This window comes from Methylobacterium symbioticum (genome assembly GCF_902141845.1).
GTDB classification, from domain to species: domain Bacteria; phylum Pseudomonadota; class Alphaproteobacteria; order Rhizobiales; family Beijerinckiaceae; genus Methylobacterium; species Methylobacterium symbioticum.
In genome coordinates this window covers 1-26,649 of the sequence record NZ_CABFPH010000072.1, presented here as the reverse complement: position 1 = coordinate 26,649, position 26,649 = coordinate 1, and the positions used below count along the sequence as shown (strand labels likewise).

Here is a 26,649-nt window from a genome sequence, read left to right as displayed (position 1 = left end):
GCAACTCGCCTTCGCCGGGCAGGCGGCGCCCGACCTCTCGGCGCTCGCCGCCGCCGCCGGGGCGCCGGTGCGCCTCATCCAGGCCGGCATCGACCGGATCGAGGGTCGGGCGGTCGGCCGGATGCTCGTCGCGGTCGCGGATGGCGACGGACGCGCCGAGAGCCGGCTGCGCGCCCTGGGCTGCGCAATCGAGAGGATCGGCCATGTCGCCGCAGATGATTGACCGCCTCTGGCAGGCCTTCCTCGACACGCTGTTCATGGTCGGCGTCTCGGCCGGAATCGCGGTGCTCGCCGGGATCCCGCTGGCGCTGTTCCTCGTCACCTCGGGATCGGGCGGCATCTTCGCGGCCCCGCGGACGAACCGGGTGGTGGGGACCCTCGTCAACGGCTTTCGCGCCGTCCCCTTCATCGTGCTGCTGGTCGCGCTGATCCCCGTCACGCGGCTCGTGGTCGGCACCACGATCGGCGTCTGGGCGGCGATCGTGCCGCTCGCGGTGAGCGCGACGCCGTTCTTCGCGCGGATCGCCGAGGTCTCGCTGCGCGAGGTCGATGCCGGGCTGATCGAGGCGGCCCAGTCCATCGGCTGCCGCCGCCGGCACATCCTCGTCCACGTGCTGCTGCCCGAGGCGCTGCCCGGCATCGTCGGCGGCTTCACCATCACCGTCGTCTCGATGATCGGCGCCTCCGCCATGGCCGGCGCGGTCGGCGCGGGCGGGCTCGGGGACGTGGCGATCCGGTACGGCTATCAGCGCTTCGACACCACGGTGATGATGGCGGTGATCGCGATCCTGATCGCCCTCGTCTGCCTCGTGCAGTTCGCGGGCGACACGGCCGTGCGGCGCCTGCGCGCGCGCTGAGCGGACCGGAGGCTGTCCGGGGGCGAGACGGCCTCCGGTCCCCTCAACCGGACGCCGTGCCGGGCGCCGTCCGGCGGGTGATGATCCTGAACACGATCAGGGCGTTGGGGGCGACGGCGGCGTCTCCGAGCCGGGCCGCGGCGCGTTCTTCCTGCACGCCGCCGACCCGCCGCTCGCGGCGGACGCGGTCGTCTTCGGTTCGAATACCGTGCGCTACGCAGGCGCGGTGCTCGCGCATCTGGAGGCGCGCGCGTCGGGCTGAGGCGGCTCCGCGCCGCATCGGGGATATCGGCTGCGGGTCCGGCGCCGTCGGGATCCTGCTCGCCGAGCGCCGGCCCGAATCCGGGATCGTCCTGCTCGACATCCGTCTTCGCGGCCGGCGACAGCATCCGGACCGACACCGCGCACAAATACCGCCGGAGCTTTTCCAGGCCCTCGCGACGCGGAGCGGCTGAACGCCGGAACGGGTGTGGCTCGACCCGGACGGAGCCTTCGCCCTGCAACTGCTGATCAGCTGAGCACGGGGCCGGAGTCTGGCATCCGGTCGGACGGGACCCGCCCGGCCGTCGGAGCGGGCTTGAGCGCGTTACGGGCGCAGGGCGCGGGCGCGTGTCATCGGGGCAGGCAGCGGAGGTCCAGAAGGTCCTCGAGCGTGAGCGTGCTCCCGAAGACCAGCGGGCGCCAGGCCGGCATCGTGGCGAGTGCCAGGGCGGCACCGAGCACGAGCCAGGGCAGACGCGGCTTGGCCCGCGTCCAGGTGCGGCGGCCGGCCTCCATCGCGCTCGGCCTCACGGCACGCGCGGAGCGGCGCGCTCCCGATGGCCGGCCCGCACCAGCAGCCAGCCGCCCCCGAGCATGGCTAGGCCCCAGGCCAGGAAGGCGAGATCCCAGGAGAGCCACTGCGCCCGTGCGACGCGCTCATTGACGTGGTGCACGCCGAGAACCTGGTGGTCGATCAGGCCCTCGACGAGGTTGAACAGGCCCCAGCCGATGAGACAGCTTCCCGAGACGCGCCTGCTCGACCAGACGAGGGGCCCCTCTCGGCCGTGGCGCCAGAGGATGAAGAGCCCGACGACGACGAGCACGTAGGTGGCGCTGTGAAAGAGGCCGTCCCACAGCGTGTTGAGTTCGAGGTTCGGGATGGAATCGATCGGATACCAGCTGCTGAGCATGTGATGCCATTGCAGCACTTGGTGCAGGACGATGCCGTCGAAGAAGCCGCCGAGGCCGAGACCGAGCAGGATGCCAGCGCCGACGGGAAACGGACGGGTCCGGGATTGCGCGGCAACGGTCATCCCGTGCTCCCGCCGAGTGCGATGTGGCTGCGGCGGCGGCCGGCCCGATCCCGGCCGCCCCGCCCTCAGCCGATGATGAGGCGCTGCAGGATCAGCGCAGCGGCGGCACCGGCCGCGGCGATGCCGAGCAGGACGACGCTGCCGAGTTGATCGTTGCGATCGATGTCCGTGCCGACGCGGTGCTCGGGCCGGCTCGCCCCCTGGCTCCTCTGGCCGGGCGCCGCGTGCGGTTCGTTCACGGACGCTGCCGCGATCGGGTACGGTTCTGGGGTCATGGTGCTCTCTGCTTCCATCCGGTGACAACCGGGCCTCGCGGCGGATGTTCATCGGCGCTGCCGGCGGGGCAACGCCCCGGCGCGTGCTCCGGCAGGCCGGGAACAAAGGCGCGAACGCCCCTCTTTCCCGGGCAAGCGGGACCCCCGAGGACCCGCCGGGCCCGGCCCCGCGATGGGCTGGAGACGTCCCGGAGAAACCCCATGGCACAGCAGATCCCGATCAGTCCGGAGGCGCGCGCCGACGACCCGCAGGGCGCCGACGGCACCCATGCCGTGACGGCGGATCTCGCCTATCGGCGCCTCGCCATCGTCAACGTCGTCTTCGTCGGGGCCGAGGGCGCGGGCGACCGCGGCTGGGTGCTGATCGATGCCGGGATTCCGGGCACGAAGGCCGCGATCCGGAGCGCGGCGGAGGCCCGCTTCGGGCGGGCGGCGCGGCCCGCCGCGATCGTGCTGACGCATGGCCATTTCGACCATGTCGGCGTGCTGGAGGATCTCGCCGCGGAATGGGACGCCCCGGTCTGGGCGCACGCGCTGGAGCGGCCCTATCTCGATGGCAGCGCGGCCTATCCGGCCCCCGATCCGAGCGTCGGCGGCGGCCTGATGGCGCGGATCTCGCCCCTCTATCCGACGAGCCCCGTGAACGTCTCGGACCGCTTGCGGATCCTGCCGGAGGACGGCAGCGTGCCGCCGCTGCCCGGCTGGCGCTGGATCCACACGCCGGGCCACACGCCCGGCCATGTCTCGCTCTGGCGGAATTCCGACGGTTCGCTCATCGCGGGGGACGCCTTCGTCACCACGGCGCAGGAATCGGCCTACGCGGTCGCCACCCAGGCGCCGGAGATCCATGGGCCGCCGATGTACCTCACCGTGGACTGGCCGGCGGCGGCGGACTCGGTGCGCGCCCTCGCGGCGCTGAAGCCGGAGCGCGCGATCACCGGTCACGGCCGGCCGCTCGGCGGCCCCGATCTGCGCCGCGGCCTCGATGCGCTCGCGCAGGATTTCGAGCGGGTCGCGGTGCCGGAGAAGGGCCGCTACGTCGCGCAGCCGGCCCGGGCGGAGGATGGATCGGCCTACCGGGCGCCCTGAACCGGTCCGGGCTCGCCCCGCGGATCAGGCTGGAACCAGCCCCTGCCCCTCACGTTCCGTTCGCGCGCCGCCGGGAGCGGATTCGAAGGCAGGGCGGGTCCAGGGGCATGATCGATCTCAACGCCGCGACGGCGGAGGAACTGGACGCGATCCCCGCCTTGAAGGGGCACGGCTTCGAGATCGTGCGGTACCGGGAGGAGCGCGGCCGGTTCACCAGCCTGCGCCAGCTCGACGAGGTGCCGGGTCTGGCGGGCAAGACGGACGGTCTCGGCGAGGCCCTGACCGTCGCGGACGGCTGATCGCACGCGCAACTCCGCGCGGAGGGCGCCGTCAGCCTTGCGCGGCCAGGCGTCGGCGCACCTTCGCGAGGAAGCGCGCCCGCGCATCCGCCGTGCAGGCATCCATGTTGGTCAGGGCGAGCCAGTCGAGGCGGCAGCGTGGCGCGCACAAGGGCCGGATGCCGCGTCGGACCAGACGCCAGTCCGGCCAGCCGACGAGCCAGAGCAGCCAGCGCGGTGAGCCGTAGGTGGTGACGACCGTGATGCGGCGGATGTTGGTGAGCCGGGGCTGCAGCACGCCCGGGCCGCCGAGCTGGAACGCGATGCCGGGCCGCCAGACGCGGTCGATCCAGCCCTTCAGCATGGCGGGCATGCCGAACCACCAGGTCGGGTAGACGAGGACCAGGGCGTCCGCCCTGCGAAGGGCCGCGACGTGCGGGGCCGTCGCGTCGCTGCCCGTTTCCGGATCGTAGTAGCCGCGTCGTTCCTGCGGACTGAGGACCGGGTCGAACCCCTCCGCGTAGAGGTCGCGCATCTCGACCGTGTGCCCGGCGGCGTGCAGGCCCTGGAGGGCCGCGTCGCGCAAGGCCGCGGCATAGCTCTCCGGGACGGGATGGCAGTAGATCAGCAGAATCCGCATCGGACGCGTTCAGGTCTCGGGCCGGGCCCGAATCCTACCATCTGCGCGCCGGCTGACCGGCATCCGAAATGGGGGACCGGGCGCCTCCGACCGGCCGGGATGGTCCGCGCCTGCCGCCTCGCCACGATCCTCACGGGACAGGCGATGACGCGGCGAGCGGTCAGCCGAGCGCGTGGAGCGTCGGGAGCCAGATCGTGAAGGCCGAACCGCGGCCGACGTCGCTCTCGACGGTGATCGCCCCGCCGTAACGGGCCATCAGCGTGTAGCTGATCGAGAGGCCGAGGCCCGTGCCGCCATGCGTTCGGGTCGTGAAGAAGGGGTCGAAGATCCTCCGCAACTGGTCCGGCGGGATGCCGACTCCGGTATCGGCCACCGTGATCGCCACGCCCTCGGTGCCGGAGCGGTCCGCGTCCTTCGTCGCCAGCCGGAGCCGGCCGCCCTGCGGCATGGCGTGGATGGCGTTGACCATCAGGTTGATCACGACCTGCTGCAACTCCGTCCGGCTGACCTCGACCGTGCGGCTCGCCGCATCCTGCCGCTCGATCGTGACCTCCGATCGCTCGAGGAGATGGCGGACGAGGACGAGGCAGTCCGAGACGACCTCGGCCGGGACGACGCTCTCGACATAGCCGGCATACTCGTCCGGCCGGGCGAATTGCAGCAGACGCGTGACGATCATGTTCACGCGGTGGACCTGCTGGTCGATCAGGTCGAACTCGGTCCGGACCTCGTCCGCCGCCGGCCCGAGCGCCTCGCGCGCGACCTCGAGATTGCCCTGGATCACGGCGATCGGATTGTTGATCTCGTGGGCGACGCCGGCCGTGATCTCGCCGATCGAGGCGAGCTTCTCCGACATCACGAGCTGGCGGCGGGTCTCCTCGAGCTGGCGCGTGCGCTCCTCGACCCGTGCGTCGAGCTCGCGCGCGAAGGCGCGGAGTTCCGCATCGCGCGCCTCGAGACGGTCGAGCAACTCGTCGAAGCGGCGCGCCACCAGCCCGATCTCGTCGTGGCTGGGAACGGTCCCGGTGCGCGCGCCGAGATTGCCGGCATCGACGGCCGCGATGGTGCGGTTCATGCGCTCCAGCGGCTCGAAGATCGCCCGGGCGAGCCTGAGCAGGAACGGCACCGTGAGGATGGCCGCGACGGCGAAGGCGGCGAGCACCGCCGTCACCATCGCCCAGCGCGCGAGGCGGAACGGACGTTCGAGGAAGCCGACATAGAGCATGCCGACCCGGCGGCCGGCGCTGTCGGCGACCGGCTCGTAGGCCGAGATGTAGCGGTCGTTCACGACGAAGGCGCTGTCGAGCCAGGTGCGGCCCTGGCCCAGCACGGCGTCGCGCACCTCCCGCGAGACCCGGGTGCCGAGGGCGCGGCGGTTGCCGAACAGGCGCACGTTGGTGGCGACGCGCACGTCGCCGAGGAACAGCGTCGCCGTGCCCTGGCTGCCGGCGGGCAGCTCGGCATGGGCGTAGATCAGCTCGTTGATGGTGTCGACGAAGCCGAGATTGCCGTTCAGGAGCGAGCCTCCGACCAGGGCGCCGCTGCGGCCGTCGGCGAGCGGTGCGGGGCTCGCCGAGTGGATGACGAGGCCGCGCGTCTCCACCGTGCGGTCGGTCTCGGCCGCGGCCGGCGTCGGCACGAGGTCGAGGCGGGCCCGCTCCGCCATGTCGGGCGAGAGGGCGCTCATCGCTCCGGCATCGAGGATGTCGAGCGCGGTCTCCGGCCGGCCGCCGAGCGCCGTGGCGACGACCCGCCAGCGGGCGGGATCTGCCGGCTTCGCTCCCGCGGGCGAGGCGGCCAGGATCGCGCCGTCGGGCGCCGTCAGGTAGAGGAAGTCGAGGCCGAGCGCGGTCCGGCGTGCCTCGAGGAGCGCGTCGAGGCCGTGCGTGCGCGCCGCCTCCGCGAAGGCCGCCGATTGCCCGAGCGCCGCGATCTGCGCGTCGCCCTGCTCCATGATGCGGCGGAGATACTGGCGGGCGATGATCAGGTCGTCATGTGCCTTCGAGACGAGCAGCGCATCGAACTGGGCGAGCCACCAGAACAGGGCGAAGCCGAGGACGACGGGCAGCACCGCCACCATCGGCAGCAGCGCGATGGCGAGCAGGCGGACGCGGACCGAGCGGCGCCCCCAGCCGCCCGCGGACGGCTCATGCGCCATCCGATCGATCCCTTCGGGATGGCGGATGTCGCGGTCGCTCGGACGCCGCGCGGGCTCTCTGAGACCGCGTCCGATGCGATCGACCGAACCCGGTCTCAGAGATCGGCGGCGGGCTCGGCATTCCAGTCCGCGCATTTGCGGTCGAGGGTCTTGCGCGAGACGCCGAGCCGCCGCGCGGCCTCGGCCCGGTTGCCGTCGGAGGCGGCGAGCACCCGCAGGATATGGCGCTTCTCGACCTCGGCGAGGTCGTCGGTCCGCTGCTCCGCGGGCGCGCCGGAACCGGGCTCTCCGAAGGTGCCGAGGATCAGGGCGCGCTCGATGCGGTTGCGCAGTTCCCGGGCGTTGCCCGGCCACGGATAGGCCTCGAAACGCTGCAGCACGCTCGAGGAGATCGGCAGCGGCGGCAGGCCGAGCTGGACCGAGAGCTGGTCCATGAACATCCGCGCGAGGGGCTCGATATCCTCGACCCGCTCGCGCAGCGGCGGCAGGTGGATGCGGACGACGTCGAGCCGGTAGAAGAGGTCGGCCCGGAACTGGCCGGCGGCGACGCGGGCGGCGAGATCGGCGTTCGTCGCCGCCACCAGGCGGACGTCGATCGGGATCTCGCGGTCCGAGCCCACGGGGCGGACCTTGCGATCCTCGATCACCCGCAGGAGCTTCGCCTGCATGGGAAGCGGCAACTCGGCGATCTCGTCGAGGAAGAGCGTGCCGCCCTGGGCGTAGAAGAACAGGCCCTCGCGGGAGGAGGCGGCGCTGGTGAAGGCGCCCTTCACGTGGCCGAACAGCTCGCTCTCGATGATGTCGGCGGCGATCGCCCCGCAATTCACCGGCACGAACGGCCGGTCGGCGAAGAGGGATTGCTCGTGCAGGGCGCGCGCCGTGATCTCCTTGGCGGTGCCCGATTCGCCGGTGATCAGCACCGTGCTGCGCGTCGCCGCGGCGCGCACGACCAGATCGCGGGTGCGGACCATCTGCGGCGAGGTGCCGACGATGCGGTCGACGGCCTGCGACTGCGCCACCGTCCCGAACTGGCGGCGGAGGACGAAGTTCTCCCGCCGCAGGGCCGCCCGGTCGAGGCAGCGCACCACGGCGTTGAGGATCTGCTTGGTGCGGAACGGCTTGAGCACGAAATCGGCCGCGCCCGCCCGCAGGGCCTCGATCGCGGTCTCCAGATCCGCGAAGGCGGTGATCAGGATCACGTCCGTGAACAGGCCGTCGCGGCGCAGGTCCGCGAGCCAGGCGAGCCCCGTGCGGCCGCCCAGGATGTTGTCGAGGATGATGAGGTCGAACCGGCTCGTCTCGAGAAGCCGCCCGGCGGCGACGGTGTCGCCGACCGCCTCGACCCGGGCGCAGCGCGGCGCGAGCGTGCGGAGGAGGAAGTTGCGCATGCCCGGCTCGTCATCGACGACGAGGATCTGCGCCTGGGCGAGCCAGGGGTCGCCGGAAGCACTGGGATCGTCCGTTGCGCCGAGGCCATGGGTCATGGAACCGTGATCGGTCCAGCGGGAGGGGCCGCCGCGAGCAGACTCGCGATCCGAGTCTGCTTAGAGGAAGCCCGCCCCGCTGGCGATGCGCGGACCCGCCGGCCGGAGGCCGACGGGTTGCACGCGGCTGTCAATGCAACAGGATCGCCGCCTTCTGCAGCGTGATCAGCACGCCGGCCGCGAGCGGAACGCCGACCGCGGCCCAGGCCAGCAGGACGAGGGCGGGCGCGGCGGTGCGCTCGGCCGTCGGCGTGGCGGCGCGCGAGACCTGCGCCTCCGGACGGGCCTGCAGCGGCGTCGTCTCCTCCGCCATGTGGTGGCGCGCCGCGACCGGGCGGACCAAGAGGTTGCAGATCAGGCCCAGCACCAGCAGGCCGGCCAGGATGTACATGGTCTGGTTGTAGGCCTGGGCGTTGGGCAGGCCCGCGGCGAGCTGGTACTCGCGCAGGTAGTTCACGAGCACCGGCCCGAGGATGCCGGCGGTCGCCCAGGCGGTGAGCAGCCGGCCGTGGATCGCGCCGACCATCTTCGTCCCGAACATGTCGGCGAGGTAGGCCGGCACCGTCGCGAAGCCGCCGCCATACATTGAGATGATGACGCCCATGGCGAGCACGAAGAACAGCGTCGTGCCGAGGCCCGCGAGGGTCGGCACCGCCGCGTAGAGCACGATGCCGAGCAGGAAGAAGATCGCGAAGGTGAGCTTGCGGCCGAGCCTGTCCGAGGAGGTCGCCCACAGGAAGCGCCCACCGATGTTGCACAGGCTGAGCAGCCCGGTGAAGCCCGCCGCGATGGCGGCGATCTGCGCCTTCTGCGCGGCGTCGAGCTGGCCGAAGGGGATGTCGAGCCCGAGCAGCCGGCCGCCGAACATCTCCTGCAGCATCGGCGAGGCCATGCCGATGACGCCGATGCCGGCCGACACGTTGAGGCAGAGCGCGGCCCAGATCAGCCAGAATTGCGGGGTGCGCGTCGCCACGTCGAGATCGACGTTCTGCGACGAGACCATCGCGTTCCGGTTCACCGCGGGCGGCGTCCAGCCCGCCGGCTTCCAGCCCTCCCGCGGGACCCGGTAGCCGAGCGCGCCCGCCACCATGAACACGGCGTAGATCGCCGCCATCGCCACGAAGGTCTGCCAGACCCCGACGGAGGTCGGGGTCGCGAACTGGCGCATCAGCCAGTCGGCGAGCGGGGCGCCGATCATCGCGCCGCCGCCGAAGCCCATGATCGCCATGCCGGTGGCCATGCCGCGCCGGTCGGGAAACCATTTGATCAGGGTCGAGACCGGCGAGATGTAGCCGAGGCCGAGCCCGATCCCGCCGATGACGCCGGAGCCGAGCCAGAGCATCCAGAGCTGATGCAGGTAGACCCCGAGCGCCGAGATCAGCAGGCCGCCGCACCAGCAGATGGCCGAGACCAGGCCGGCCTTGCGGGGCCCGGCGCGCTCGAGCCAGCCGCCCCAGACCGCCGCCGAGCAGCCGAGCAGGACGAAGAACAGCGTGTACATCCAGCCGAGCTGGCTGATCTTCCAGTCGCAGCCCGTCGCGACGAGCCCGGCGAGGAAGCCCATCTCCGCCGGGCAGGCCACGGGCTGGGTGATCCCGACCGCGCGCGAGAGCGGCAGCCAGAAGACGCTGAAGCCATAGGCCATGCCGATGCAGAGATGGATCGCGAGGGCCGCCGGCGGCACCAGCCAGCGATTGAAGGTCGGCGCGGCGATCGTTCGCTCGCGACTGAAGAAGCCGGGTTCGGCTGCGATGCTGGCGGACATGAATCCTCCTAAGCCACGTCCTTGAGGCGCGGTCTCCGCCGCGCTTCGCAGGAGCCTGAGCAATGTCCGAGCCAGCGGTCGGAATTCAAATTCTATGTTCTAGATCAGGTGTTTATATGGGCGTGCCGTTCTGCGTGGAGGGACATTTTGTCCAGGCCGGACGCGTTCGGCGGCGTGGAGGTGGACAAGATGACCATGCTGGTCCGCCTCCTCTCCGGCTTCGTCACGCGTCCGGGAGCGGTGCTTCGCGCGCGACCGAGACCTGCACCGTGACGCAAGCCACCCTGTCCGCGGCCCCGCCCGGCAAGCGCGTGCCGTCGCGATGGGATCCAGCCGTCGGACCTGCCAGGAACGGAGCGGCGGCCTTCCCGTCAGAAGCCGGGCGCCCGGTCGAAACGCACGATGGCGACCGGCTCGCCGGTCCTGGCGGGCGGGGCGTCGGCCGGGCGCAGCGCGAGGGCGTCGGCCGCCGCCAGGCCGGAGAGCATGGCGTTGTCCTGGTCCGCGAGCGCCGCGAAGGTCGGGCCGCCATTCGCGCCCCGGCCGAGATGCCCGCGCAGGATTGTGGTGCGCGGGCCCGTCGCCGGGAGGGGCGTCGCGAGGACGGCCTGCTCCTCGGGCAGCGCCGCCCGCCCTGCACCCGCCAGCAGCGACAGGGCCGGTCTCAGGAAGATCAGGGCGCTGACGAGGGCGGCCACCGCGTTCCCGGGCAGGCCGAGCACCGGCAGGCCGTCGATCCGCCCGAACAGGGTCGCCTTGCCGGGCCGCATGCGGACCTTGCGGAAGGCCGGCTCGAAGCCGAGGGCCGTCAGGCTCGGGCCCACATAGTCGAACTCGCCCACCGACGCCCCGCCCGAGCTCACCAGGAGATCGACATCGCCCGCGCCGAGCGCCCGCGCCAGCGTGGCGGAGAGGGCGCCGGGTTCGTCTGGCACGATGCCGAGATCGAGCGGCACGCCGCCCCAGGCCCGGACCAGCGCCTTCAGGGTCGGGCGGTTCGTGTCGAGGATCTGCGTGGCCCGGTCCGCCGCGAAGCGGTCCGACAACTCGTTGCCCGTGGAGAGGATGGCGACGCGGGGCCGGCGATGGACCACGACCTCACCGTGCCCGGCCGCGGCGATGAGGCCGACATGCCGGGCGGTCAGCCGGATCCCGGGCTGCACGACCGGATCGCCCGCGCGCAGATTGCTGCCGGCCGGCCGGATATGGCGGCGCGCCTCGGCGCCCGCCAGGATGCGCACCTGCTCGCCCGCGACCTCGGCCAGTTCCTGTACGACGACCGTGTCGGCTCCCGGCGGCACCGGCGCGCCGGTGAAGATCCGGCGGCAGGTGCCCGGCAGGACCGGCGCGCCGACGGGATCGCCGGCGCGCGCCACGCCGCGGCAGCGCAGGGGCCCGTCGGCATCGGCCCATCGCAGGGCGTAGCCGTCCATGGCGGCAACGGCGAAGGGGGGCGCGTCGAGGCGGGCCGCCAGCGTGCCGGCGCAGACGCGGCCGACGGCCTCGTCGAGGGCGAGAGGCTCCGTGCCGACCGCGCGCAGCAGCGCCTCCATCCGGCCGAGCGCCTCCGCGATCTCCGGCATCTCGGTACTCTGGCCCGCGACCGTCTTCGCTGCCCCCACCTCTGCCTCCTCAGCCCGTCTCTGGTCCTGTCCGGACCATCCCGCTGGACTGACGCGCGCTCGGGCGGCGCGCCGTCAGCGGACATAGCCGAAAAAGCCCTGGTCGAGGGATATATCCATCTGTATATATCGCGTCCGAGGGAAGCCGCTGCAGGGAGACGCGCGCATGTTGACCGGCTCCGGCACCCCGAACGCCGGGACGCCGTTCGCGCCTGTCACGGTCGAGCGCCGCGATCCGGGGCCCGCCGACGTCGAGACCGCCGACGGCCGCATGCTGAAGCGCGACCTGAACGATTGCTCCGTCATCGACATGGCGAGCCTGCCCAAAGCCGCCTAAACCCTGTCCCGCCGCATCCCGAAGGATCGTATCCGCATGCGCAAGCTCAGCCGCGCCGGTCTGCTCGCCGGCCTCGTCGCCTCCGCTCTCCTGGGGGCGGTCCCGGTGCGGGCGGCAGACGCGCCGACGGTCTTCGCCGCCGCCAGCCTGAAGAACGCGCTCGACGACATCGCCGGCTCCTATGCCAAGGCGGGCAAGCCGGCCCCGAAGGTCTCCTACGCGGCCTCCAACACCCTGGCCAAGCAGATCGAGCAGGGCGCGCCCGCCGACCTGTTCTTCTCGGCCGACCTCGACTGGATGGACTATCTCGCCAGGAAGGACCTCATCCGTCCCGACACGCGGGTGAGCCTGCTCGCCAACAGCATCGTGCTGATCGCCCCGAAGGACTCGACGGTCGCGGTCAAGATGGGTCCCGGCCTCGACCTCGCGACCGCGCTCGGGTCGGGCAAGCTCGCCATGGGCAATGTCGAGGCGGTGCCGGCCGGCAAGTACGGCAAGGCGGCGCTCGAGAAGCTCGGCGGCTGGGCGGGGGTGAAGAACAAGGTCGCGCAGGCGGAGAGCGTGCGCGCCGCCCTGCTCCTCGTCTCGCGCGGCGAGGCGCCGCTCGGCATCGTCTACGCCACCGACGCCGCGGCGGATGCCAATGTCCGGATCGTCGCCACCTTCCCGGCCGACAGCCATCCGCCGATCGTCTATCCGGTGGCGATCACCAAGGACTCGGCCAACCCCGAAGCGGCGGGCCTGCTCGCCTATCTGCGCGGGCCGGTGGCGAAAGCCGCCTTCGAGAAACAGGGCTTCACGGTGCTGAACCGCGCGGCCACCGCCGCGCAGTGACGGGCTGGCTGACGCCGGAGGAGTGGCAGGCCCTGCGCCTCAGCCTGCTGGTGGCCACCACCGGCACGCTGGCGAGCCTGCCGCTCGGGCTCGCGGTGGCCTACCTCCTCGCCCGCGGCCGCTTCTGGGGCAAGACGGTCCTCGACATGCTCGTGCACCTGCCCCTGGTGCTGCCGCCGGTGGTGACCGGCTACCTCCTGCTCCTCGCCTTCGGGCGGCGCGGGCCGGTGGGCAGCCTGCTCGCGGAGATCGGCATCGTCTTCGCCTTCCGCTGGACGGGGGCGGCTCTGGCCTGCGCGGTGATGGGCTTTCCCCTCTTGGTGCGCGCCATCCGCCTGTCGATCGAGGCGGTGGATTCCAAGCTCGAGCAGGCGGCCGCGACCCTCGGGGCGAACCCGGTCCAGGTCTTCACCCGCGTCACCCTGCCCCTGATCCTGCCGGGCATCCTGGCCGGCCTCGTGCTCTGCTTCGCCAAGGCGATGGGCGAGTTCGGCGCCACCATCACCTTCGTCTCGAACATCCCCGGCGAGACCCAGACCCTGCCCTCGGCCATCTACACCCTGACCCAGGTGCCCGGCGGCGAGGCCGGGGCGATGCGCCTGACCCTGATCTCGATCGCCGTCTCGATGGTGGCGCTCGTGCTCTCGGAGCTCATGGCCCGCGGCGTCGCCCGGCGGCTGGCGGCATGAGCGAGGCCGGGTCCGGAGGCGGCCTCTCCGTCGCCGTCGCGCACCGCCAGGGCGCCTTCCGGCTGGAGGCCGCCTTCGCGGCGGAGGGCGGCGTCACCGCCCTGTTCGGGCGCTCGGGCTCGGGCAAGACGACGCTCGTCAACGTGGTCGGCGGCCTGGTGCGGCCCGATCGCGGCCGGGTCGTCCTCGACGGCGAGACGCTGCTCGACACGGAGGCGCGGCGCTTCGTGCCGCCGCACCGGCGGCGCATCGGCTACGTCTTCCAGGAGAGCCGGCTGTTCCCGCATCTCAATGTGCGGGGCAACCTGCTGTTCGGGCGCCGCCTCGCGCAGGTCTCGGACGGAATCGGCTTCGACGCGGTGGTGGAGCTCCTCGGGATCGCGCCCCTGCTCGGGCGGCGCCCGGCGGGCCTATCGGGGGGCGAGCGCCAGCGGGTGGCGATCGGCCGGGCGCTGCTGGCGCGGCCTCGGCTCCTGCTGATGGACGAGCCGCTGGCGGCTCTGGACGAGGCCCGCAAGGCCGAGATCCTGCCCTTCCTGGAGCGTCTGCGCGATCTCGGGCGGGTGCCGATCGTCTACGTCTCGCACGCCCTCGCCGAGGTGACGCGGCTCGCCGACCGCATCGTGGTGCTGGAGGAGGGCCGCGTCGTCGCTTCGGGGTCGGTCGATGCGGTGACGGCGCGGCTCGACGTGGCCCCCTTGCGCGGCGCACGCGAGGCCGGCGCGGTGCTGGCGGCGCGGATCGAGGCGCATGATCCGGCCTACGCGCTGACGCGGCTGTCGACCGCCGCCGGCCCGCTGCACGTGCCGCTCCTCGACCGTCCGGTGGGCGCGCGCCTGCGTCTCCGCGTCTCGGCGCGCGACGTCACTCTGAGCCTGACGCGGCCGGAGGGGACGAGCGCGCTCAACATCCTCGCCGGGGTCGTGGCGGAGATGGGGGCGCAGGTGCCCGAGGATCCGACCGCCGAGCTGCGCGTCGAATGCGGGGACGCGTCCCTCGTCGTGCGCCTGACCCGGCGCTCGCTCGCCGAGATGGGGGTGAGGCCGGGCCTGCCCGTCTTTGCCGCCGTGAAGACCGTCGCCCTGCTCGATTGAGGCCGTGATCAAGGCGTCCGACGTCATGATCGCGGTCGTCCGATCGGAAGCGCGGCGGGCGTCGCCGCGACGCGCGCTCGGTCAGGGCGATGGCCTCCGGTCAGGCGTCGGTCTCGAAGTCGCCGGGCTGGGCCGGGGCGATCGGCGTGAACAGGCTGCGGTCCGGCTTCAGATCGAGGAGCGGCGTGCCGTCGAGGCAGTCGAGGCCGCGCACAAGCAGCACGGCGTCCTCGCGGCCGACGAGCGCGGCGACCGTCGTGCCGATCGGATTGGGCCGCACGGGCGAGCGCAGCGCGAAGGTGCCGTGCACCCGGCCATCGCTGGCCGGACACTGATGCACCAGATCCCGGCGCGAGGCGTGCAGCCAGTAGAGCACCTCGAGGCGCGCATAGGCCTCGATGCCGTCGAGGGCGGCCACCCAGGGCTCGAAGACCTCGATCCGGCAGAGCGGCCCGTCGAGGCGGCCCTGTCGCGGGCAGACGAGGCGGTCGGACCAGGGCGTCCGGATGCGTCCGATGAACCGGAGCCCGGCATCCTGCGGCGCCGGCGCATCCACGGCCTTCTCGCCGGTCCGGATCTCGTTGAGGCGCACCATGTCCGTCTGTCCCGTCGGCAAGCCCCGACGCTCGGGATGTCCGGGGCGGCGCGAGTGGCCGCCGGCCGGTCCGAAGGCTTCCCTCACACCATGCCGAGCGCCTGCATGTAGAGCTCCAGGATGGCTTCCTGCTCCTGCCGCTCCGAATGGTCCTGCTTTCTGATCTTCAGGATCGCGCGGACGGCCTTCGCGTCGAAACCGCGGCCCTTGAGCTCGGCGAACACATCGCGAATATCGCTCTTGAGGCCCTCGGCCTCCTCGTTGAGCCGTTCGATTCTCTCGATGAACTGCCGAAGCTCGTCGGCTGCCACGCCTTCCGACGAGGAGACGTCGGGCGCTTTCGGCATGGAGTGTGCGTTCATGGGCTTCCTCGTGACCCTGTGGGCGGCCGCCTCCGGGAGGCGGCCGCATCCTCGATGCGGCGGGCGGGCTCGCGGAGCCCCGCGCCCTCGCCCCGAGTGGTAGTGCAGCGCAGTTACCGGAAGCTTGCAGGGCCGCGGCGCCTCCGACGACCTCCGGTCGCACCCGTCGGGATGGCGGACGGCGCCCTCGCTCGGGCCGGCGCGGGATCAGGAGCCGTGCGGTTCGGGCGCGGCCTTGGCGAAGGCCGCCTGCTGGGCCGGGCTCGCCTCGGTCTGGTGGGTCGCCTTCCAGGTCTCGTAGGGCATGCCGTAGACGTGCTCGCGGCTCTCATCCTTGCTGAGCGCGATGCCGCGCCCGTCGGCCGCGTCCTTCAGCCAGTTCGAGAGGCAGTTGCGGCAGAAGCCGGCGAGATTCATCAGGTCGATGTTCTGCACGTCCGTGCGGTTGCGCAGATGGCTGACGAGGCGGCGGAAGACGGCGGCCTCCAGCTCGGTCTGGGTCTGCGCGTCGATCTCGGGCTTGATCCGGTCCATGGGCTCGCTCCGCGTGCGTAGGGGGGCCCGCCTCAGGTCGGCGGCGCGGCGCCCGCCGTCAAGCGCCCTCCGTCACGCGCGGGCCGGCATCAGCGGGCGCAGGGCCCGGGCGAAGCGTTCCGCCCAATCCGCCTGGCCCTGTGCCCCGGCGATCAGATCCTGGCGGATCTCGACCAGCGCGTTCGGCAGGCCGCGCGCCGTGGCGTGGCGGTCGATCGTGTCGCCGGGCAGGCCGCCGCCATAGGGCTCGTTGTCGCCGACCGTCAGCCCCGCCGGATCGGCCTCGAGCGCCGCGATCAGCGGCCGGACCAGGCGCTCGTCGCGGTCGTAGAGGATGCCGACCTGCCAGGGCCGCGCCACGCCCCGCCAGTAGGGCGTGAAGCTGTGGATCGTCACCAGCATCGGCGTGACGCCGGCCGCCTGCGCCGCCGCGACGGCGGCGTCGATCGCGCGGTCGAAGGGCTCGTAGAACCGGGCGATGCGCGCCGCCTTGCCGGCCGCGTCGATGCGGGCGTTGCCCGGCACCACGGCGCCGTCCGAGAGGCGCATCACCAGGGTCGGGTCGGCGCGGCCGCGGTTCGGGTCGATGATGAGGCGCGAGAAGTTCGTGAGGATCGCGGGCGCGTTCAGATGCGCCGCGAGCGCGCGCGTCACCCCGGCCGCGCCGATATCGTAGGCGATGTGCCGGCCGAACTCGGTCTCCGCCACCCCGAGGTCGATGTCCGGCGGCACGTGGTTCGAGGCGTGGTCGCAGGCGAGGATCAGGCCGCAGGCCGGGTCGCCGGGCAGGATCTCGACGGGATGGGCGGGAGGGCTGTCGGGACGTGCGGGGGCGTTCACGGGACCGCTTGCGTGTCTTCGAGGTCGGGGCCGCGCATAAGCCTTGCCGCGCGCGGCGGGGTCGGGCAAGCACGTATCAAGGATCGTGCGCTCACGGCAAGAAAACGGCCCGTCGCCCCGCCCCGGAGGCGAGGACCGCACGAGAGGAAACGGAACCCACGCGAGGAGCCCCATGACCGCCGCCACCGATCCCGCAATCCGCGAGGCCCGCACCCTCCTCGACCGCTTCCTCGCCGCCGGGATTGCCGCGGCCCATCCGGAGAAGTGCCTGCGCGCCCACCTGCCGCCGCCCCCCGCCGGCCGGCTGATCATCCTCGGCGCCGGCAAGGCCGGGGGCAGCATGGCCGCGGTGGCGAGCAGGTTCTACCGCGAGGAGCACGGCGTGCCGGAGGCGCGCATCCTCGGCCTCGCGGTGGCCCGGCACGGCTACGGGCAGGAGGCGCCCGGCATCCACATGGTCGAGGCCGGGCATCCGGTTCCGGACGAGGCCGGCATCGCGGCGACGAAGGAGGCCCTGCGCATCGCGAGCGAGGCGGGGCCGGACGACGAGGTGCTGGTGCTCCTCTCCGGCGGCGGCTCGGCCAACTGGATCGCCCCGGCCGGCGACCTGACGCTGGCGGAGAAGCAGGCGATCACCCGGGCGATGCTGCGCTCCGGCGCGCCGATCGGCGAGATCAACACGGTGCGCAAGCACCTCTCGCGCATCAAGGGCGGGCGCCTCGCGCTCGCGGCGCGCAACGCCCGCTCGATCCTGACGCTCGCGATCTCCGACGTGCCCTTCGACGATCCGGCGGTGATCGCCTCGGGGCCGACCGTGCCGGACCCGTCGACCCTCGACCAGGCCCGCGCCATCTGCGAGCGCCGCGGCATCCCCCTGCCCGAGGCGGCGCAGCGCCTTCTGAACGACCCCAACAACGAGACCCCGAAGGCCGGCGACCCGGCCTTCGCCCGGGCCGAGTACCGCATCATCGCGAGGCCGATCGACGCGCTCGAGGCCGCGGCCGCGGCGGCCGCGGAAGCCGGCTACGAGCCGGTGATGCTGGGCTCGGACCTCGAGGGCGAGGCCCGCGAGGTCGCCGCCGAGCACGCGGAGCTGGCCAAGCGCGCCAAGGCGGAAGGCCGCAAGGTGGCGCTGATCTCGGGCGGCGAGCTCACCGTCACCATCCGCGGCGAGGGCCATGGCGGTCCGAACCAGGAATACGCCCTGGCGCTCGCCATCGCGCTCGGGGCCGAGCCCGGCATCCGCGGCATCGCCGCGGACACGGACGGCACCGATGGCGGGCGCGGCGAGGCGACCGACCCGGCCGGCGGCCTCGTCGACGAGACGACGCTGGAGCGGGCGCGGGCCGCCGGCCTCGATCCGGCCGCGATGCTCGCCGACAACGACTCCACGCGCTTCTTCGAGACCATCGGCGATCTCGTCCGTCCAGGCCCCACCCGCACCAATGTCAACGACTGCCGCATCATCCTCGTCGGCTGATCTCGTCCGGATCGTGCGTCGCGGCTCCGCGGCGCTCCTCGTCGGCGCGGCGGTCCTGGTGGCCGCCGCCCCGGCCCGGGCGGATTTGCGCCTGTGCAACCTCACGCCGAGCAAGGTCGGCGTCTCGCTCGGCTACCGTGACCCGCAGGGCTGGGTCACGGAGGGCTGGTGGGACCTCTCGCCCAAGGCCTGCGAGACCCTGCTTCGGGGCGCGCTCGCGGCGCGGTTCTACTACGTGTTCGCGGTGGACTACACGCGCGGCGGCGAGTGGAGTGGCCGCTCGATGATGTGCACCCGCGATTCCGAGTTCACCATCCGCGGCGTCGAGGATTGCCTCGCCCGCGGCTTCGACCGCAACGGCTTCTTCGAGGTCGATACGGGCGAGCAGAAGAGCTGGACCATCCAGCTCACCGATCCGAACCAGCCGGCGGCGCCTCAGCCCTGAGGCGGGCGGAACGCTGCGGCGCGGCCCGCCGTTTCCGGCAGCGATTCAGCACCGGAAGCCGCCCGTGATCCGATCTCTTCCCATCCTTCTCCTCGCGCTCTGGCTCGGCCCGGTCCAGGGCGCGCTGGCACAGGCGGTCGAGAGCGCGCCGCCGCCCGAGGCGGAGACCGTGGTCGAGGAGCCGCGGCCCGGGCCGCCCCCGCCGCTGCCCGACATCGCCGACCCGAATTCCCGCACGGGCGAGTCCTTGGGCGAGCCGGGCCCGCGCTCCGGCATCCCGAAGGCCCTGCGCGGCTCGGCGGCGAAGTCGGGCGGCCCGGTCAACGACCTCAATCCGAGCGGTCAGCCGGAGGAGGCGCCCCTGCCGAAGGCCGACCTCTCCGCGGTGCTCGCCGGCAAGGCGCTGTTCCACGGCCGTTATTGCGGGTCCGGCCAGCAGGGCGAGGGCCTGGCCCCCACCGACGATCTCGATGCCGCCTGCATGCGCCACGATGCCTGCTACGACGCGGCCGGCTACCGCTCCTGCGCCTGCGACGCCGCCCTGAAGCGCGAGGCGGCCGCCGTCTCCGAGCGGCCCGGCCTGTCGCGCCAGGTGCGCGAGCGGGCGCTGAGCGTCACCGAGGCCGCCGACGCGATGGGCTGCAAGGCACCCTGAATCCGGGTGTCGAGAGGGGTCACCCCTCTCGCGGGTCCAGGGCGGAGCCCTGAGACTGCCCGTCAGGGCTCCGCCCCGACACCCGGCCAAAGGGGTGAACCCTTTGGGATCCCGGGTGACCTCAGGTGCCGGCCGGGACCGCCGGCTCGATCCCGAAGATTTCGGAGACGGGGCGGCCGGCGGCGAGGTCCGCCTCCCACTGCGTCTCGCGGGCGAGCTTGGCCTGCGCGTCGCCGAGGCGCGTCCGCACCGTGGCGGGCGTGAGCGCCACGAGCCCGTCATCGTCGCCGATGATCAGGTCGCCGGGCGCGACGCGGCAGCCGCCCGCGACCACGGGGAGGTTGACCGCGCCGCGGGCCGCCCCGGCCGGTCCGCGCGGGGTGATCGCCCGCGTGAAGACCGGCAGGTCCGTCCAGCCGGCGAGCGTGCCGACGTCGCGCACCGCCCCGTCGCAGACGACGCCGACCCCGCCGCGGCGGCGCAGATGCCCGCCGACGATCTCGCCCAGCATCGCCGTCTCGGCATGGCCTCCGGCCGCGATGACGAGCACGTCGCCCGGCGCGATCCGCTCCAGCGCGTGCAGCACCGCGCCGAAATCCGGCGGCTCGCAGAGCGCGGTCACCGCCCGGCCGAACAGGCGTGGCTGCCGGCCCGGCGGGTTGAGCGGGCGCAGGGCGGGGTCGATCTGCCCGGCATCCCGGGCGAGGTCGACCGCCACCGCGACCGGCACCGCGCGCCAGGGCGCGATCTCGGCCTCGGTGAGGGGATCGGGGACGGGATGGATCGTCACGGGCATCGGATCGCTCGCCATTCCGGCCGGTCACCGACGCGGCCACTGCCATGCCTCCCATAGAGCAGGTTCGGATCCGCATCGAGGCTGAGCCTGCGGTCTCGCCCCGGAACGCGGCGGCCTCCCACCGCGCGATGCACCTTGTAAAAGAGGTAACCATTGGGCATTACTACCCATGGTTGTATTTTCACGATCCGGCAGGACGCGATGGGAGGTTTGATGAGCACGGGTGCCGCCACGGTCGATCTCGCCGCGACTATCGTGTCCGCCTACGTGACGCGGAACAACGTCCCGCAGGCGCAGATGCCGGACTTGCTTCGGCAGGTGCATGCGGCCCTGATCGGGCTGAGCGGCCGGGCGGCCCCCGTGGTGGAGAAGCCGACCGCGGCCCAGATCAAGGCATCGATCCGCAACGACGTCCTGATCAGCTTCGAGGACGGCAAGGCTTACAAGGTCCTGCGCCGGCACCTGACGACGCGCGGGCTTACGCCGGAGGCCTATCGCCGGAAATGGGGCCTGCCCCGCGACTACCCGATGGTTGCGCCGGCCTACAGCGATGCCCGGGCCCGGATCTCCCGGGAGATCCGTCTGAGCGCCACGCGCGAGCGGGCCTGACCGCTCACATCCCGGCCAGCGCCCACCCTGCCGGGCTCAGCCGGCGGCCCAAGAGCCTCTCGCAAAACGCCCGCTGCGCCGTCATGGCCAGAGGGAGATCTCCCGGTCGTCGGGAGTTTCGTGTGAGGCTCTAAGCCGTCTTGCGGCGCCTGCGCGGCTTCGGCGCGGGTGCTTCGGGGGGCGCAGGCGCCGGCTCGGGCGCCACGGGCGCAGCCTCGGCCTTCCGGCCCAGGCCGAGGCTGCGCGCCAGGGCGGAGCGCTGCTCGGAATAGCTCGCCGCCGTCATAGGGTAATCGGGCGGAAGGCCGAAGCGCTCGCGGTAGGATTGCGGGTCGAGCCCATGGCCGGCCAGATGGCGCTTCAGGGTCTTGTAGCTCTTTCCGTCGATGAAGCTGATCAGGCCTTCCCGGGTGATGCTCTTGCGGATCTGGGCGGGCGTCGGCTTCGCGACGGCCGCCTCGGGTGTCTCCGCCGGCTTGCCGAGGCTGGTGAGGGCGTCATGGACGGTGCCGATCAGCGCCGGCAATTCGGCGACCTGAACGTGATTTCGGACCACGTAGGCCGAGACGATCTCCGCCGTCATCTCGACCTGATCGATATGGATCGCTTTGCCGGTGTCGCTCATCGCCCGCTCCAAGATGTGAATGATATTTGCGCTCACATCCCGCGCCGAAGCTCAAGCCATGAATGCGGTCATAGGCACGAGAATCATCCCGGTGCGCACGGAAATTCTTGCTCGCCCTCGTCGGTCTGAGCGCGAAAAGCCTCGATCGCCCGCAAGGTTGCGCGGTTTGGTGGCGCGCCCTGGTTCCGGGCGGGCCCCCGTTCGGCGCGCCGCGGCGCGGCCTTGCGACCACCTGGCGTTGTCGGCGCTGCCGCCACCCCACGGTCCGGCCGGCCCGGATGCGAGGCCTGCGGCGACGGGTTCGAAGGCCGAGCCGGCTCCGTCGAAGGGGCCAAACCGAATCGGCCAGGTCGAACGGCCCGGCTCAAGGGTCCCGGATCCGCGCTCCGCGGCCTCTGTCACTGAAGCGGACGCCGTGTCGCGCGGAGCGCCTGCAATTTCCTGCAGGTCTAGGCCGGGCATACCTCATCTGACGTATGACGCCGGCCCCATCGCCCTCCTAACCCTATGCGCCCCCATGCAGGCACGGCGATCGACGGGACAGGCGATGCGGCGAACGAAGCGATCTCTGGCTTGGCTGGAGCGTCGGAATTACCGACCGGCCCTGAAGATGCGCCTTCTGCGGCGCGTGGCGGACAGGCGCCGCGCGGGCGAGGCGCCCCCCGCGTCCGACGACGGGCCGCCGAGCGCCTCCGTGCTCCCGTTCCCGCCGCGGGGCCCGGCGGCCGTGACATCCCGGATCGAAGCGGAGGAGGCGCCCAGGCATCTCCGGAGCGACCGGCGCTGACGTCGCGGCCCGCGCCGGCACGCCACCCGATAGAAGCTTGGCGACGGGCGACCGATCGACGCGCCACGGCGCAGGTGTCTTGCCGTCCGCAGAGGAAGGCGGGGCAAATTCCTCTCCGGATCCTCCCTCCTGCGTAGTTCGTGTTCTAGCACACGGTCGTCACGCCGAATAACGTTATCACTAGGCCCAGGCAGACATACTGGTTTGGGGAGGAATGCGTGAGCCACCTGAGCCTTTCATTGGCCGAAGCTCGACTGTTGCGCCGCCTTGCCGGGCGCTCGCAGAAAGAGTTCAGCGATTGCGATGCGAGCGCCCTCCAACGCCGGGGCCTCGCGACGCTCGATCCAACCAAGCGCCTGCTCGTCATCACGGAGCATGGCGAGCGCCTCATGCACCAGGCGCGCCGCGACAGTGGAAGAATTTGATCTCCATCATATTCGCGGCTCAAGCCGAGAATGGATCGTGCTTGGATCATGAACAAAGTGCATCGCATACCGTGCGATTCACGAAAATTCGGAACAAACCGGAGACAGGTCCACACGGATACGCGGCGTAGCGGCCGCGCCCAGGACGAAAATGCCCGCCGCGGCGAACCGGGCGGGCTTTAAGTCGATTCCTGGGAGGAAACGCCACCGAAGCGGCTCGGCCGTTGGATAGCATGTGGCATGCCAGGGTGCGCGTGTGTTTCCGCACGCGCCATCGAACGGCCCTCTGCCGGATGAGCCTGTCGAGCCCGCGGGGCTTGAGAGCCGGGGTCCGGCATTCGGATTGCTCGATGCCGCGCGCAGGCGTGCGGCGACGGCTACCAGTTCGCCCTCGCCGCCGCTGTGAAGGCGCATCGGCCCTCGGCTGCGGCCCTGGCCGATCCCGGCCGCATCGAACGATTCAGGCGCAGCATGGCGCGCACGGCGGTCCTGCTCGCGCGGCCGGTGATGGGGTGAGCGCCCTAACCGCGGCATCATCCGACACCACCATTCGTCTGACGGGCCTTACAACGAGGCGATGATCCCTCGACGGACACGTCTCAGCCTCTCCATTGCGATCAGCTCGACCTTCGTGATCACCATGATCACCGTTGTCGCATGGTGGTGGCCCTAGACGCGCAAGCTCTTCGACCGATAGCTCCCCAAGTCGGTGTCATGAAGCGAGGCGCGCATCTCAAAAGATGAAGCCACCTCGCCTGCGCTAATCCTTCGGTTCGACGTTCGGGGACTGCTTCCAACCCAATCCGGTCATGCAGGTCGCGGCCGACTGAGCCCGTAGGCAGACGCTACAGGCGAAGCGAACGATTGGCCGAGGATAGTGAGTTAATTCGTCGCAGATGACGCCTTGATGGGACGCCCTTCCATGGCGCAGCAACTTGTGTCGACGCCCAATATCCGAGCTATTTACATTATAAATTCTTATCAAGAAAATGGGTTGTTAACATATGATGCGATATGTTCGTGCGATTAATTCGTGTCGAGGTTTCGATGCACGCGCTTTCTCTTGAGTCCTCAGTTTCTTGCACCCACGCACATCTTTCCAATCAACCGCGCGACCTGCAGCTCGATGCGATCTGCCGCATCGCTGCAACGCTGTTTGGCGTGCGCTACGCATATGTGTCGCGGCTCAACAAGGATTGTCAGTCCTTTCTTGGCAGCGAAGGATTGTCGCTTAGCTCAACGCCGCGTTCCGACGCTGTCTGCGCTCTCACGGTTCTCGGGGATCCCCACGCTCCCCTCGTCATCCTCGATACCCTGGAGGATCGCCGCGTCGCCGACAATCCATACGTCACCGGTAGCCCGCACCTGCGCTTCTATGCCGGCGTCCCGATCTCACTCGGTGACTATACGACCGATCGAGCAACCGTGTGCGTGGCCGATACAGCGCCGCGGGCGGTATTCAGTAAAGAGGACCAAGAGCGCCTCTCAGATTTCGCCGTCTTCATCGAAGCCGCCCTGCGTGGGCGGATCGCACATCACCGGACGCATCGAGCGCAGCAGCAGGCGGTGGAAAGCGAGCGTCGCTTTCGTCTCCTCGCGGACAGTGCCAATGACGTGTTCGTCCTGGGCGACCTCGACATGCGTCGGACCTACGTGTCCGCGGCAGTGCGACGCACTCTCGGTTACGACCCCGAGGAGTTAATCGGTGTGCGGGCATCCGACATGATCCACCCCGACGATGCTTACATCTTCGAGGAGTATTGGACGCAGGTGCGGGCCGGCATCCATGAGCGACCGACCTGCTGTGTCCGGTACCGGCACAAGGGTGGCCACTACGTCTGGATCGAAGCATCCATAGGCCTGCTGGACGATGAGGGTGCAGGTACGCCCTCTGGCTACGTCGCTATCCTGCGCGATGTCTCGGCCCGTCGAGAGGCGGAGGACCAGGTCCGGCACATGGCCCTGCACGATGCGCTGACGGGCTTGCCCAACCGGGCCCTGTTCCGCGATCGCTTGAACCAAGCTATAGCTCACGCCGCGCGAACCCAGAGCCCGTTTGCCGTGCTCGCCTGCGACCTCGACCGCTTCAAGGCGATTAAGGACAGCCTCGGTCATCCGGCGGGTGATGCTCTGCTACGCGAAGTGGCCCAGCGTATGCGCGCGGTGTTGCGCCCCTATGATACTGTCGCCCGCCTCGGTGGGGACGAGTTCGCCATCGTGTTGGCCTATCTCGACGACGCCTGCGCCGCAGCTTGCCTCGCCGACCGGCTGATCGCCGCCGTAGGTGCTCCGGTCCACCTCGACGGGCAGATCGTCGAGGTTGGCGTCAGCGTCGGCTTCACCATCGCCACGGAGCGTGACCGCGACGCGGACGAGTTGTTCAAGCGTGCCGATATGGCGCTCTACGAAGCCAAGGCCGGCGGCCGCAATACGCACCGTGTTTTCTGCCCCGACGTCGGAGCGCGCATTGCCACGCGCGGGCAGCTGGTGCTGGACATGAAGGAGGGGATCCGGCGCGGCGAGTTCCGCCTCGTCTACCAGCCGGTTGTGGACGCCGCGAGCGGGGCAGTCGTCAGCCTGGAGGCGCTGATGCGATGGCGCCACCCAGTCCGTGGTGAGGTCTCGCCCGGCGAGTTCATCCCGCTGGCGGAGGAGAATGGCCTGATCGTTCCGCTGGGGGCTTGGGCGTTGCGAGAGGCCTGCCGTGAGGCGCTAACGTGGCCGGAGACGCTGCGCGTCGGCGTCAACGTGTCAGCCGTGCAGTTCCGGGGCGGCTTGGAGGAGGCGGTACTCAGCGCACTCGCCGATACGGGCTTGCCGGCCTGCCGCCTCAAGCTGGAAGTGACCGAGAGCGTGTTGATGCAGGACGGGGACGCCGTGGTCGCCTGCCTGCATCGGTTGCGATCCCTCGGCGTCCTCGTCGCGTTGGACGATTTCGGCACGGGGTACTCGTCGTTGAGCTATCTGCGCCGCTTTCCGTTCGACAAGATCAAGATCGACAGATCCTTCATCCGCGACATCGCCGATCCAGACGCGGCGGCCATCGTGCGTGCAGTGGTCAGCATCGGTGAGCGGCTCGGTATGGGCATCGTCGCCGAGGGTGTAGAGACGGCGGAGCAGCTTGAACTCGTCCGTCGCGAGGGCTGCGCGCAGGTCCAAGGCTTCCTGTTCAGCCGCCCGCTGTCTCCACTGGACGCACGCGCCTACATCATGGCCGCCCAAGCTCAGCACTGACGGGCTGGCGACTTGCACAGTCAGACATCCCCGCTCTGCCATGCTTTCTGCTGCGTCAATGTCGCCGCGCCTGAACCGTGTTGCGGAGACGTGGATGACGGCTTCCAGTCTGTAATGTGCCGACCAGCGGGATCGGAAGGTCCTCTGATGATGTCCGCTCCGGTGCGTATCCCGCTCGGAAGCAGACAATCTCAAAACCACCCATAGCGGATCGTCCGACGCCGAGCTTGCTTGACCCGTGATCAGGCAATGGCCACCGGCAATTCGCCGACCTGCGTCGCGTAGCGCGGCCCGCGCATCTCGAATTCGTGCTCTAGGCCCGCTAGTCCGTGACACCGGCCCGCGGTGGCATCACAGGGCTATGATCCCAAAGTCCGTCCGACGCCTTGATTGCCGGATGTCCGCGCGACGCCGGGCAGCCCACCGATAAGCGCACGGGTCACATCTGCGCGACCTCGCTACCTTCCTCTCGGAACGCTGCTGACAGCGACGCAGGAGGAGACACGCCATGAGCGACCGACAAGATGCTTTGGAAGCCCGCATCGTCGCGCTGGAGTATGCCCTGGAGGTGCTCGTGGACTGCCTGACGGACACGACGGCGATCCGTCCAGGCAAGATTGCGAACCTGCTCACCGAGGCGGTCGGGGACGCCAAGCTGAGGCCCTGCAGCCCGGAGGTTCCGACAGCCCTCAAACAACTGGCCGCCAAACTGGGATGAGCTGTGAGGCGCGCTCGCTCATGCATCGTCATGGCGAGCGCCGCGCGCGACGACGCTCAGCATCCCATCCGGCAGAGTCCGCTGGAGCGCCTTCGCCTCAGACCAGGGCGCCGACAGCCACGCTTCT

The 26,649-nt window shown here is 71.1% G+C and carries 30 protein-coding genes; 15 read left to right on the top strand and 15 right to left on the bottom strand.

Annotated features, from left to right (window positions below; all coding sequences use genetic code 11):
- Both MET9862_RS20455 and MET9862_RS20450 read left to right on the top strand, forming a co-directional pair.
- The coding region (locus tag MET9862_RS20455; protein WP_280178981.1) for an NIL domain-containing protein at positions 1–223 on the top strand (223 nt) is incomplete at its 5' end.
- Positions 204–857 carry a methionine ABC transporter permease gene (locus tag MET9862_RS20450; RefSeq protein ID WP_142584717.1) on the top strand — a complete coding sequence of 218 codons (654 nt, stop codon included), beginning with the start codon at positions 204–206 and terminating at the stop codon, positions 855–857. The genes MET9862_RS20455 and MET9862_RS20450, both read left to right, overlap by 20 nt.
- Positions 858–900: 43 nt before the next feature.
- On the opposite strand, the gene MET9862_RS20445 is transcribed toward MET9862_RS20450, so the two are convergent.
- The 4 genes from MET9862_RS20445 to MET9862_RS20435 form a co-directional block, all read right to left on the bottom strand.
- Positions 901–1,095 (bottom strand): hypothetical protein, encoded by a 195-nt coding sequence (locus MET9862_RS20445; protein WP_142584716.1) that lies wholly within the window; start codon positions 1,093–1,095, stop codon positions 901–903.
- A gap of 374 nt (positions 1,096–1,469) precedes the next feature.
- Entirely contained in the window at positions 1,470–1,634 is a 165-nt protein-coding gene (locus MET9862_RS29540) for a hypothetical protein (RefSeq protein ID WP_185156950.1), read from the bottom strand.
- An 11-nt stretch (positions 1,635–1,645) separates the two neighbouring features.
- Complete coding sequence (locus MET9862_RS20440; protein WP_142584715.1) at positions 1,646–2,152, bottom strand: DUF2243 domain-containing protein; 507 nt, start codon at positions 2,150–2,152, stop codon at positions 1,646–1,648.
- A gap of 65 nt (positions 2,153–2,217) precedes the next feature.
- On the bottom strand, positions 2,218–2,427 hold the full coding sequence (locus MET9862_RS20435) for a hypothetical protein (protein WP_142584714.1): 210 nt from the start codon (positions 2,425–2,427) through the stop codon (positions 2,218–2,220).
- Positions 2,428–2,628: 201 nt separating this feature from the next.
- Here MET9862_RS20435 and MET9862_RS20430 point away from each other — a divergent pair, with 201 nt between their 5' ends.
- Both MET9862_RS20430 and MET9862_RS20425 read left to right on the top strand, forming a co-directional pair.
- Positions 2,629–3,516: an MBL fold metallo-hydrolase gene (locus MET9862_RS20430; RefSeq protein ID WP_142584713.1), complete on the top strand. Its 888-nt coding sequence runs from the start codon at positions 2,629–2,631 to the stop codon at positions 3,514–3,516.
- 107 nt (positions 3,517–3,623) lie between these two features.
- Positions 3,624–3,815, top strand: coding sequence for a ComEA family DNA-binding protein (locus tag MET9862_RS20425; protein WP_142584712.1), 192 nt, complete (start codon positions 3,624–3,626; stop codon positions 3,813–3,815).
- Between the two features lie 31 nt (positions 3,816–3,846).
- Here MET9862_RS20425 and MET9862_RS20420 read toward each other — a convergent pair whose 3' ends face one another.
- From MET9862_RS20420 to MET9862_RS20400, 5 genes are all read right to left on the bottom strand, one after another.
- On the bottom strand, positions 3,847–4,434 hold the full coding sequence (locus MET9862_RS20420) for an NAD(P)H-dependent oxidoreductase (RefSeq protein ID WP_142584711.1): 588 nt from the start codon (positions 4,432–4,434) through the stop codon (positions 3,847–3,849).
- Between the two features lie 160 nt (positions 4,435–4,594).
- The gene (locus MET9862_RS20415) at positions 4,595–6,592 is read right to left on the bottom strand and encodes a sensor histidine kinase (protein WP_142584710.1); all 1,998 of its coding nucleotides are present in this window, start codon (positions 6,590–6,592) and stop codon (positions 4,595–4,597) included.
- A gap of 95 nt (positions 6,593–6,687) precedes the next feature.
- Positions 6,688–8,076, bottom strand: coding sequence for a sigma-54-dependent transcriptional regulator (locus tag MET9862_RS20410; protein WP_142584709.1), 1,389 nt, complete (start codon positions 8,074–8,076; stop codon positions 6,688–6,690).
- 130 nt (positions 8,077–8,206) lie between these two features.
- Positions 8,207–9,841: an OFA family MFS transporter gene (locus tag MET9862_RS20405; RefSeq protein WP_142584708.1), complete on the bottom strand. Its 1,635-nt coding sequence runs from the start codon at positions 9,839–9,841 to the stop codon at positions 8,207–8,209.
- A gap of 371 nt (positions 9,842–10,212) precedes the next feature.
- Positions 10,213–11,463: a molybdopterin molybdotransferase MoeA gene (locus tag MET9862_RS20400; protein WP_244612816.1), complete on the bottom strand. Its 1,251-nt coding sequence runs from the start codon at positions 11,461–11,463 to the stop codon at positions 10,213–10,215.
- A gap of 166 nt (positions 11,464–11,629) precedes the next feature.
- Here MET9862_RS20400 and MET9862_RS29535 point away from each other — a divergent pair, with 166 nt between their 5' ends.
- Genes MET9862_RS29535 through modC form a run of 4 tightly spaced genes read left to right on the top strand, consistent with a single transcriptional unit; the run spans position 11,630 to position 14,417 of the window.
- Positions 11,630–11,800 carry a hypothetical protein gene (locus tag MET9862_RS29535; protein WP_185156949.1) on the top strand — a complete coding sequence of 57 codons (171 nt, stop codon included), beginning with the start codon at positions 11,630–11,632 and terminating at the stop codon, positions 11,798–11,800.
- A gap of 36 nt (positions 11,801–11,836) precedes the next feature.
- On the top strand, positions 11,837–12,634 hold the full coding sequence (modA, locus tag MET9862_RS20395) for a molybdate ABC transporter substrate-binding protein (protein ID WP_142584707.1): 798 nt from the start codon (positions 11,837–11,839) through the stop codon (positions 12,632–12,634).
- The gene (modB, locus tag MET9862_RS20390) at positions 12,631–13,323 is read left to right on the top strand and encodes a molybdate ABC transporter permease subunit (RefSeq protein WP_142584706.1); all 693 of its coding nucleotides are present in this window, start codon (positions 12,631–12,633) and stop codon (positions 13,321–13,323) included. Before modA ends, modB begins: the two co-directional genes overlap by 4 nt.
- Positions 13,320–14,417 (top strand): molybdenum ABC transporter ATP-binding protein, encoded by a 1,098-nt coding sequence (gene modC / locus MET9862_RS20385; protein WP_142584705.1) that lies wholly within the window; start codon positions 13,320–13,322, stop codon positions 14,415–14,417. Before modB ends, modC begins: the two co-directional genes overlap by 4 nt.
- Before the next feature lie 100 nt (positions 14,418–14,517).
- Here the strand turns inward: modC and tsaA are convergent, their stop codons facing one another.
- From tsaA to MET9862_RS20365, 4 genes are all read right to left on the bottom strand, one after another.
- Positions 14,518–15,012 (bottom strand): tRNA (N6-threonylcarbamoyladenosine(37)-N6)-methyltransferase TrmO, encoded by a 495-nt coding sequence (gene tsaA, locus MET9862_RS20380; protein WP_142584704.1) that lies wholly within the window; start codon positions 15,010–15,012, stop codon positions 14,518–14,520.
- Positions 15,013–15,095: 83 nt separating this feature from the next.
- Complete coding sequence (locus tag MET9862_RS20375; protein ID WP_142584703.1) at positions 15,096–15,374, bottom strand: DUF2312 domain-containing protein; 279 nt, start codon at positions 15,372–15,374, stop codon at positions 15,096–15,098.
- A gap of 207 nt (positions 15,375–15,581) precedes the next feature.
- Positions 15,582–15,908 (bottom strand): DUF1244 domain-containing protein, encoded by a 327-nt coding sequence (locus MET9862_RS20370; protein ID WP_142584702.1) that lies wholly within the window; start codon positions 15,906–15,908, stop codon positions 15,582–15,584.
- A 72-nt stretch (positions 15,909–15,980) separates the two neighbouring features.
- The gene (locus tag MET9862_RS20365) at positions 15,981–16,748 is read right to left on the bottom strand and encodes an N-formylglutamate amidohydrolase (RefSeq protein WP_142584701.1); all 768 of its coding nucleotides are present in this window, start codon (positions 16,746–16,748) and stop codon (positions 15,981–15,983) included.
- Positions 16,749–16,920: 172 nt separating this feature from the next.
- Between MET9862_RS20365 and MET9862_RS20360 the strand changes: the two genes are divergently transcribed.
- The 3 genes from MET9862_RS20360 to MET9862_RS20350 all read left to right on the top strand — a co-directional run bounded on the left by MET9862_RS20360 (position 16,921) and on the right by MET9862_RS20350 (position 19,328).
- A complete protein-coding gene (locus MET9862_RS20360; RefSeq protein ID WP_142584700.1) occupies positions 16,921–18,228 on the top strand; it encodes a glycerate kinase type-2 family protein in 1,308 nt (435 codons plus the stop codon).
- The gene (locus tag MET9862_RS20355) at positions 18,194–18,673 is read left to right on the top strand and encodes a DUF1036 domain-containing protein (RefSeq protein ID WP_244612815.1); all 480 of its coding nucleotides are present in this window, start codon (positions 18,194–18,196) and stop codon (positions 18,671–18,673) included. The genes MET9862_RS20360 and MET9862_RS20355 overlap by 35 nt, the downstream gene beginning before the upstream one ends.
- 67 nt (positions 18,674–18,740) lie before the next feature.
- Positions 18,741–19,328 carry a phospholipase A2 family protein gene (locus MET9862_RS20350; protein ID WP_142584718.1) on the top strand — a complete coding sequence of 196 codons (588 nt, stop codon included), beginning with the start codon at positions 18,741–18,743 and terminating at the stop codon, positions 19,326–19,328.
- Positions 19,329–19,449: 121 nt separating this feature from the next.
- Here MET9862_RS20350 and MET9862_RS20345 read toward each other — a convergent pair whose 3' ends face one another.
- Positions 19,450–20,124 carry an RraA family protein gene (locus MET9862_RS20345; RefSeq protein ID WP_142584699.1) on the bottom strand — a complete coding sequence of 225 codons (675 nt, stop codon included), beginning with the start codon at positions 20,122–20,124 and terminating at the stop codon, positions 19,450–19,452.
- 213 nt (positions 20,125–20,337) lie between these two features.
- Between MET9862_RS20345 and MET9862_RS20340 the strand changes: the two genes are divergently transcribed.
- The gene (locus tag MET9862_RS20340; protein ID WP_142584698.1) at positions 20,338–20,733 is read left to right on the top strand and encodes a Ros/MucR family transcriptional regulator; all 396 of its coding nucleotides are present in this window, start codon (positions 20,338–20,340) and stop codon (positions 20,731–20,733) included.
- A 130-nt stretch (positions 20,734–20,863) separates the two neighbouring features.
- Here the strand turns inward: MET9862_RS20340 and MET9862_RS20335 are convergent, their stop codons facing one another.
- Complete coding sequence (locus MET9862_RS20335) at positions 20,864–21,358, bottom strand: Ros/MucR family transcriptional regulator (RefSeq protein WP_142584697.1); 495 nt, start codon at positions 21,356–21,358, stop codon at positions 20,864–20,866.
- Between the two features lie 1,005 nt (positions 21,359–22,363).
- On the opposite strand from MET9862_RS20335, the gene MET9862_RS20330 reads away from it, so the two are divergent.
- From MET9862_RS20330 to MET9862_RS20320, 3 genes are all read left to right on the top strand, one after another.
- Entirely contained in the window at positions 22,364–22,570 is a 207-nt protein-coding gene (locus MET9862_RS20330) for a hypothetical protein (protein ID WP_142584696.1), read from the top strand.
- 1,014 nt (positions 22,571–23,584) lie between these two features.
- Positions 23,585–25,804, top strand: a complete 2,220-nt coding sequence (locus tag MET9862_RS20325) for a putative bifunctional diguanylate cyclase/phosphodiesterase (protein WP_142584695.1) — start codon at positions 23,585–23,587, stop codon at positions 25,802–25,804.
- Positions 25,805–26,312: 508 nt separating this feature from the next.
- A complete protein-coding gene (locus MET9862_RS20320) occupies positions 26,313–26,522 on the top strand; it encodes a hypothetical protein (RefSeq protein ID WP_142584694.1) in 210 nt (69 codons plus the stop codon).
- The last annotated feature ends 127 nt before the right edge of the window (positions 26,523–26,649 follow it).

Excerpts from the sequence above, each read along its gene's own strand:
- MET9862_RS20450 (WP_142584717.1), top strand. The coding sequence starts at position 204 with ATGTCGCCGCAGATGATTGACCGCCTCTGGCAGGCCTTCCTCGACACG.
- MET9862_RS20445 (WP_142584716.1), bottom strand. The coding sequence starts at position 1,095 with ATGCGCGAGCACCGCGCCTGCGTAGCGCACGGTATTCGAACCGAAGAC.
- MET9862_RS29540 (WP_185156950.1), bottom strand. The coding sequence starts at position 1,634 with ATGGAGGCCGGCCGCCGCACCTGGACGCGGGCCAAGCCGCGTCTGCCC.
- MET9862_RS20440 (WP_142584715.1), bottom strand. The coding sequence starts at position 2,152 with ATGACCGTTGCCGCGCAATCCCGGACCCGTCCGTTTCCCGTCGGCGCT.
- MET9862_RS20435 (WP_142584714.1), bottom strand. The coding sequence starts at position 2,427 with ATGACCCCAGAACCGTACCCGATCGCGGCAGCGTCCGTGAACGAACCG.
- MET9862_RS20430 (WP_142584713.1), top strand. The coding sequence starts at position 2,629 with ATGGCACAGCAGATCCCGATCAGTCCGGAGGCGCGCGCCGACGACCCG.
- MET9862_RS20425 (WP_142584712.1), top strand. The coding sequence starts at position 3,624 with ATGATCGATCTCAACGCCGCGACGGCGGAGGAACTGGACGCGATCCCC.
- MET9862_RS20420 (WP_142584711.1), bottom strand. The coding sequence starts at position 4,434 with ATGCGGATTCTGCTGATCTACTGCCATCCCGTCCCGGAGAGCTATGCC.
- MET9862_RS20415 (WP_142584710.1), bottom strand. The coding sequence starts at position 6,592 with ATGGCGCATGAGCCGTCCGCGGGCGGCTGGGGGCGCCGCTCGGTCCGC.
- MET9862_RS20410 (WP_142584709.1), bottom strand. The coding sequence starts at position 8,076 with ATGACCCATGGCCTCGGCGCAACGGACGATCCCAGTGCTTCCGGCGAC.
- MET9862_RS20405 (WP_142584708.1), bottom strand. The coding sequence starts at position 9,841 with ATGTCCGCCAGCATCGCAGCCGAACCCGGCTTCTTCAGTCGCGAGCGA.
- MET9862_RS29535 (WP_185156949.1), top strand. The coding sequence starts at position 11,630 with ATGTTGACCGGCTCCGGCACCCCGAACGCCGGGACGCCGTTCGCGCCT.
- modA (WP_142584707.1), top strand. The coding sequence starts at position 11,837 with ATGCGCAAGCTCAGCCGCGCCGGTCTGCTCGCCGGCCTCGTCGCCTCC.
- modC (WP_142584705.1), top strand. The coding sequence starts at position 13,320 with ATGAGCGAGGCCGGGTCCGGAGGCGGCCTCTCCGTCGCCGTCGCGCAC.
- tsaA (WP_142584704.1), bottom strand. The coding sequence starts at position 15,012 with ATGGTGCGCCTCAACGAGATCCGGACCGGCGAGAAGGCCGTGGATGCG.
- MET9862_RS20375 (WP_142584703.1), bottom strand. The coding sequence starts at position 15,374 with ATGAACGCACACTCCATGCCGAAAGCGCCCGACGTCTCCTCGTCGGAA.
- MET9862_RS20370 (WP_142584702.1), bottom strand. The coding sequence starts at position 15,908 with ATGGACCGGATCAAGCCCGAGATCGACGCGCAGACCCAGACCGAGCTG.
- MET9862_RS20360 (WP_142584700.1), top strand. The coding sequence starts at position 16,921 with ATGACCGCCGCCACCGATCCCGCAATCCGCGAGGCCCGCACCCTCCTC.
- MET9862_RS20355 (WP_244612815.1), top strand. The coding sequence starts at position 18,194 with ATGTCAACGACTGCCGCATCATCCTCGTCGGCTGATCTCGTCCGGATC.
- MET9862_RS20345 (WP_142584699.1), bottom strand. The coding sequence starts at position 20,124 with ATGCCCGTGACGATCCATCCCGTCCCCGATCCCCTCACCGAGGCCGAG.
- MET9862_RS20340 (WP_142584698.1), top strand. The coding sequence starts at position 20,338 with ATGAGCACGGGTGCCGCCACGGTCGATCTCGCCGCGACTATCGTGTCC.
- MET9862_RS20335 (WP_142584697.1), bottom strand. The coding sequence starts at position 21,358 with ATGAGCGACACCGGCAAAGCGATCCATATCGATCAGGTCGAGATGACG.
- MET9862_RS20325 (WP_142584695.1), top strand. The coding sequence starts at position 23,585 with ATGTTCGTGCGATTAATTCGTGTCGAGGTTTCGATGCACGCGCTTTCT.
- MET9862_RS20320 (WP_142584694.1), top strand. The coding sequence starts at position 26,313 with ATGAGCGACCGACAAGATGCTTTGGAAGCCCGCATCGTCGCGCTGGAG.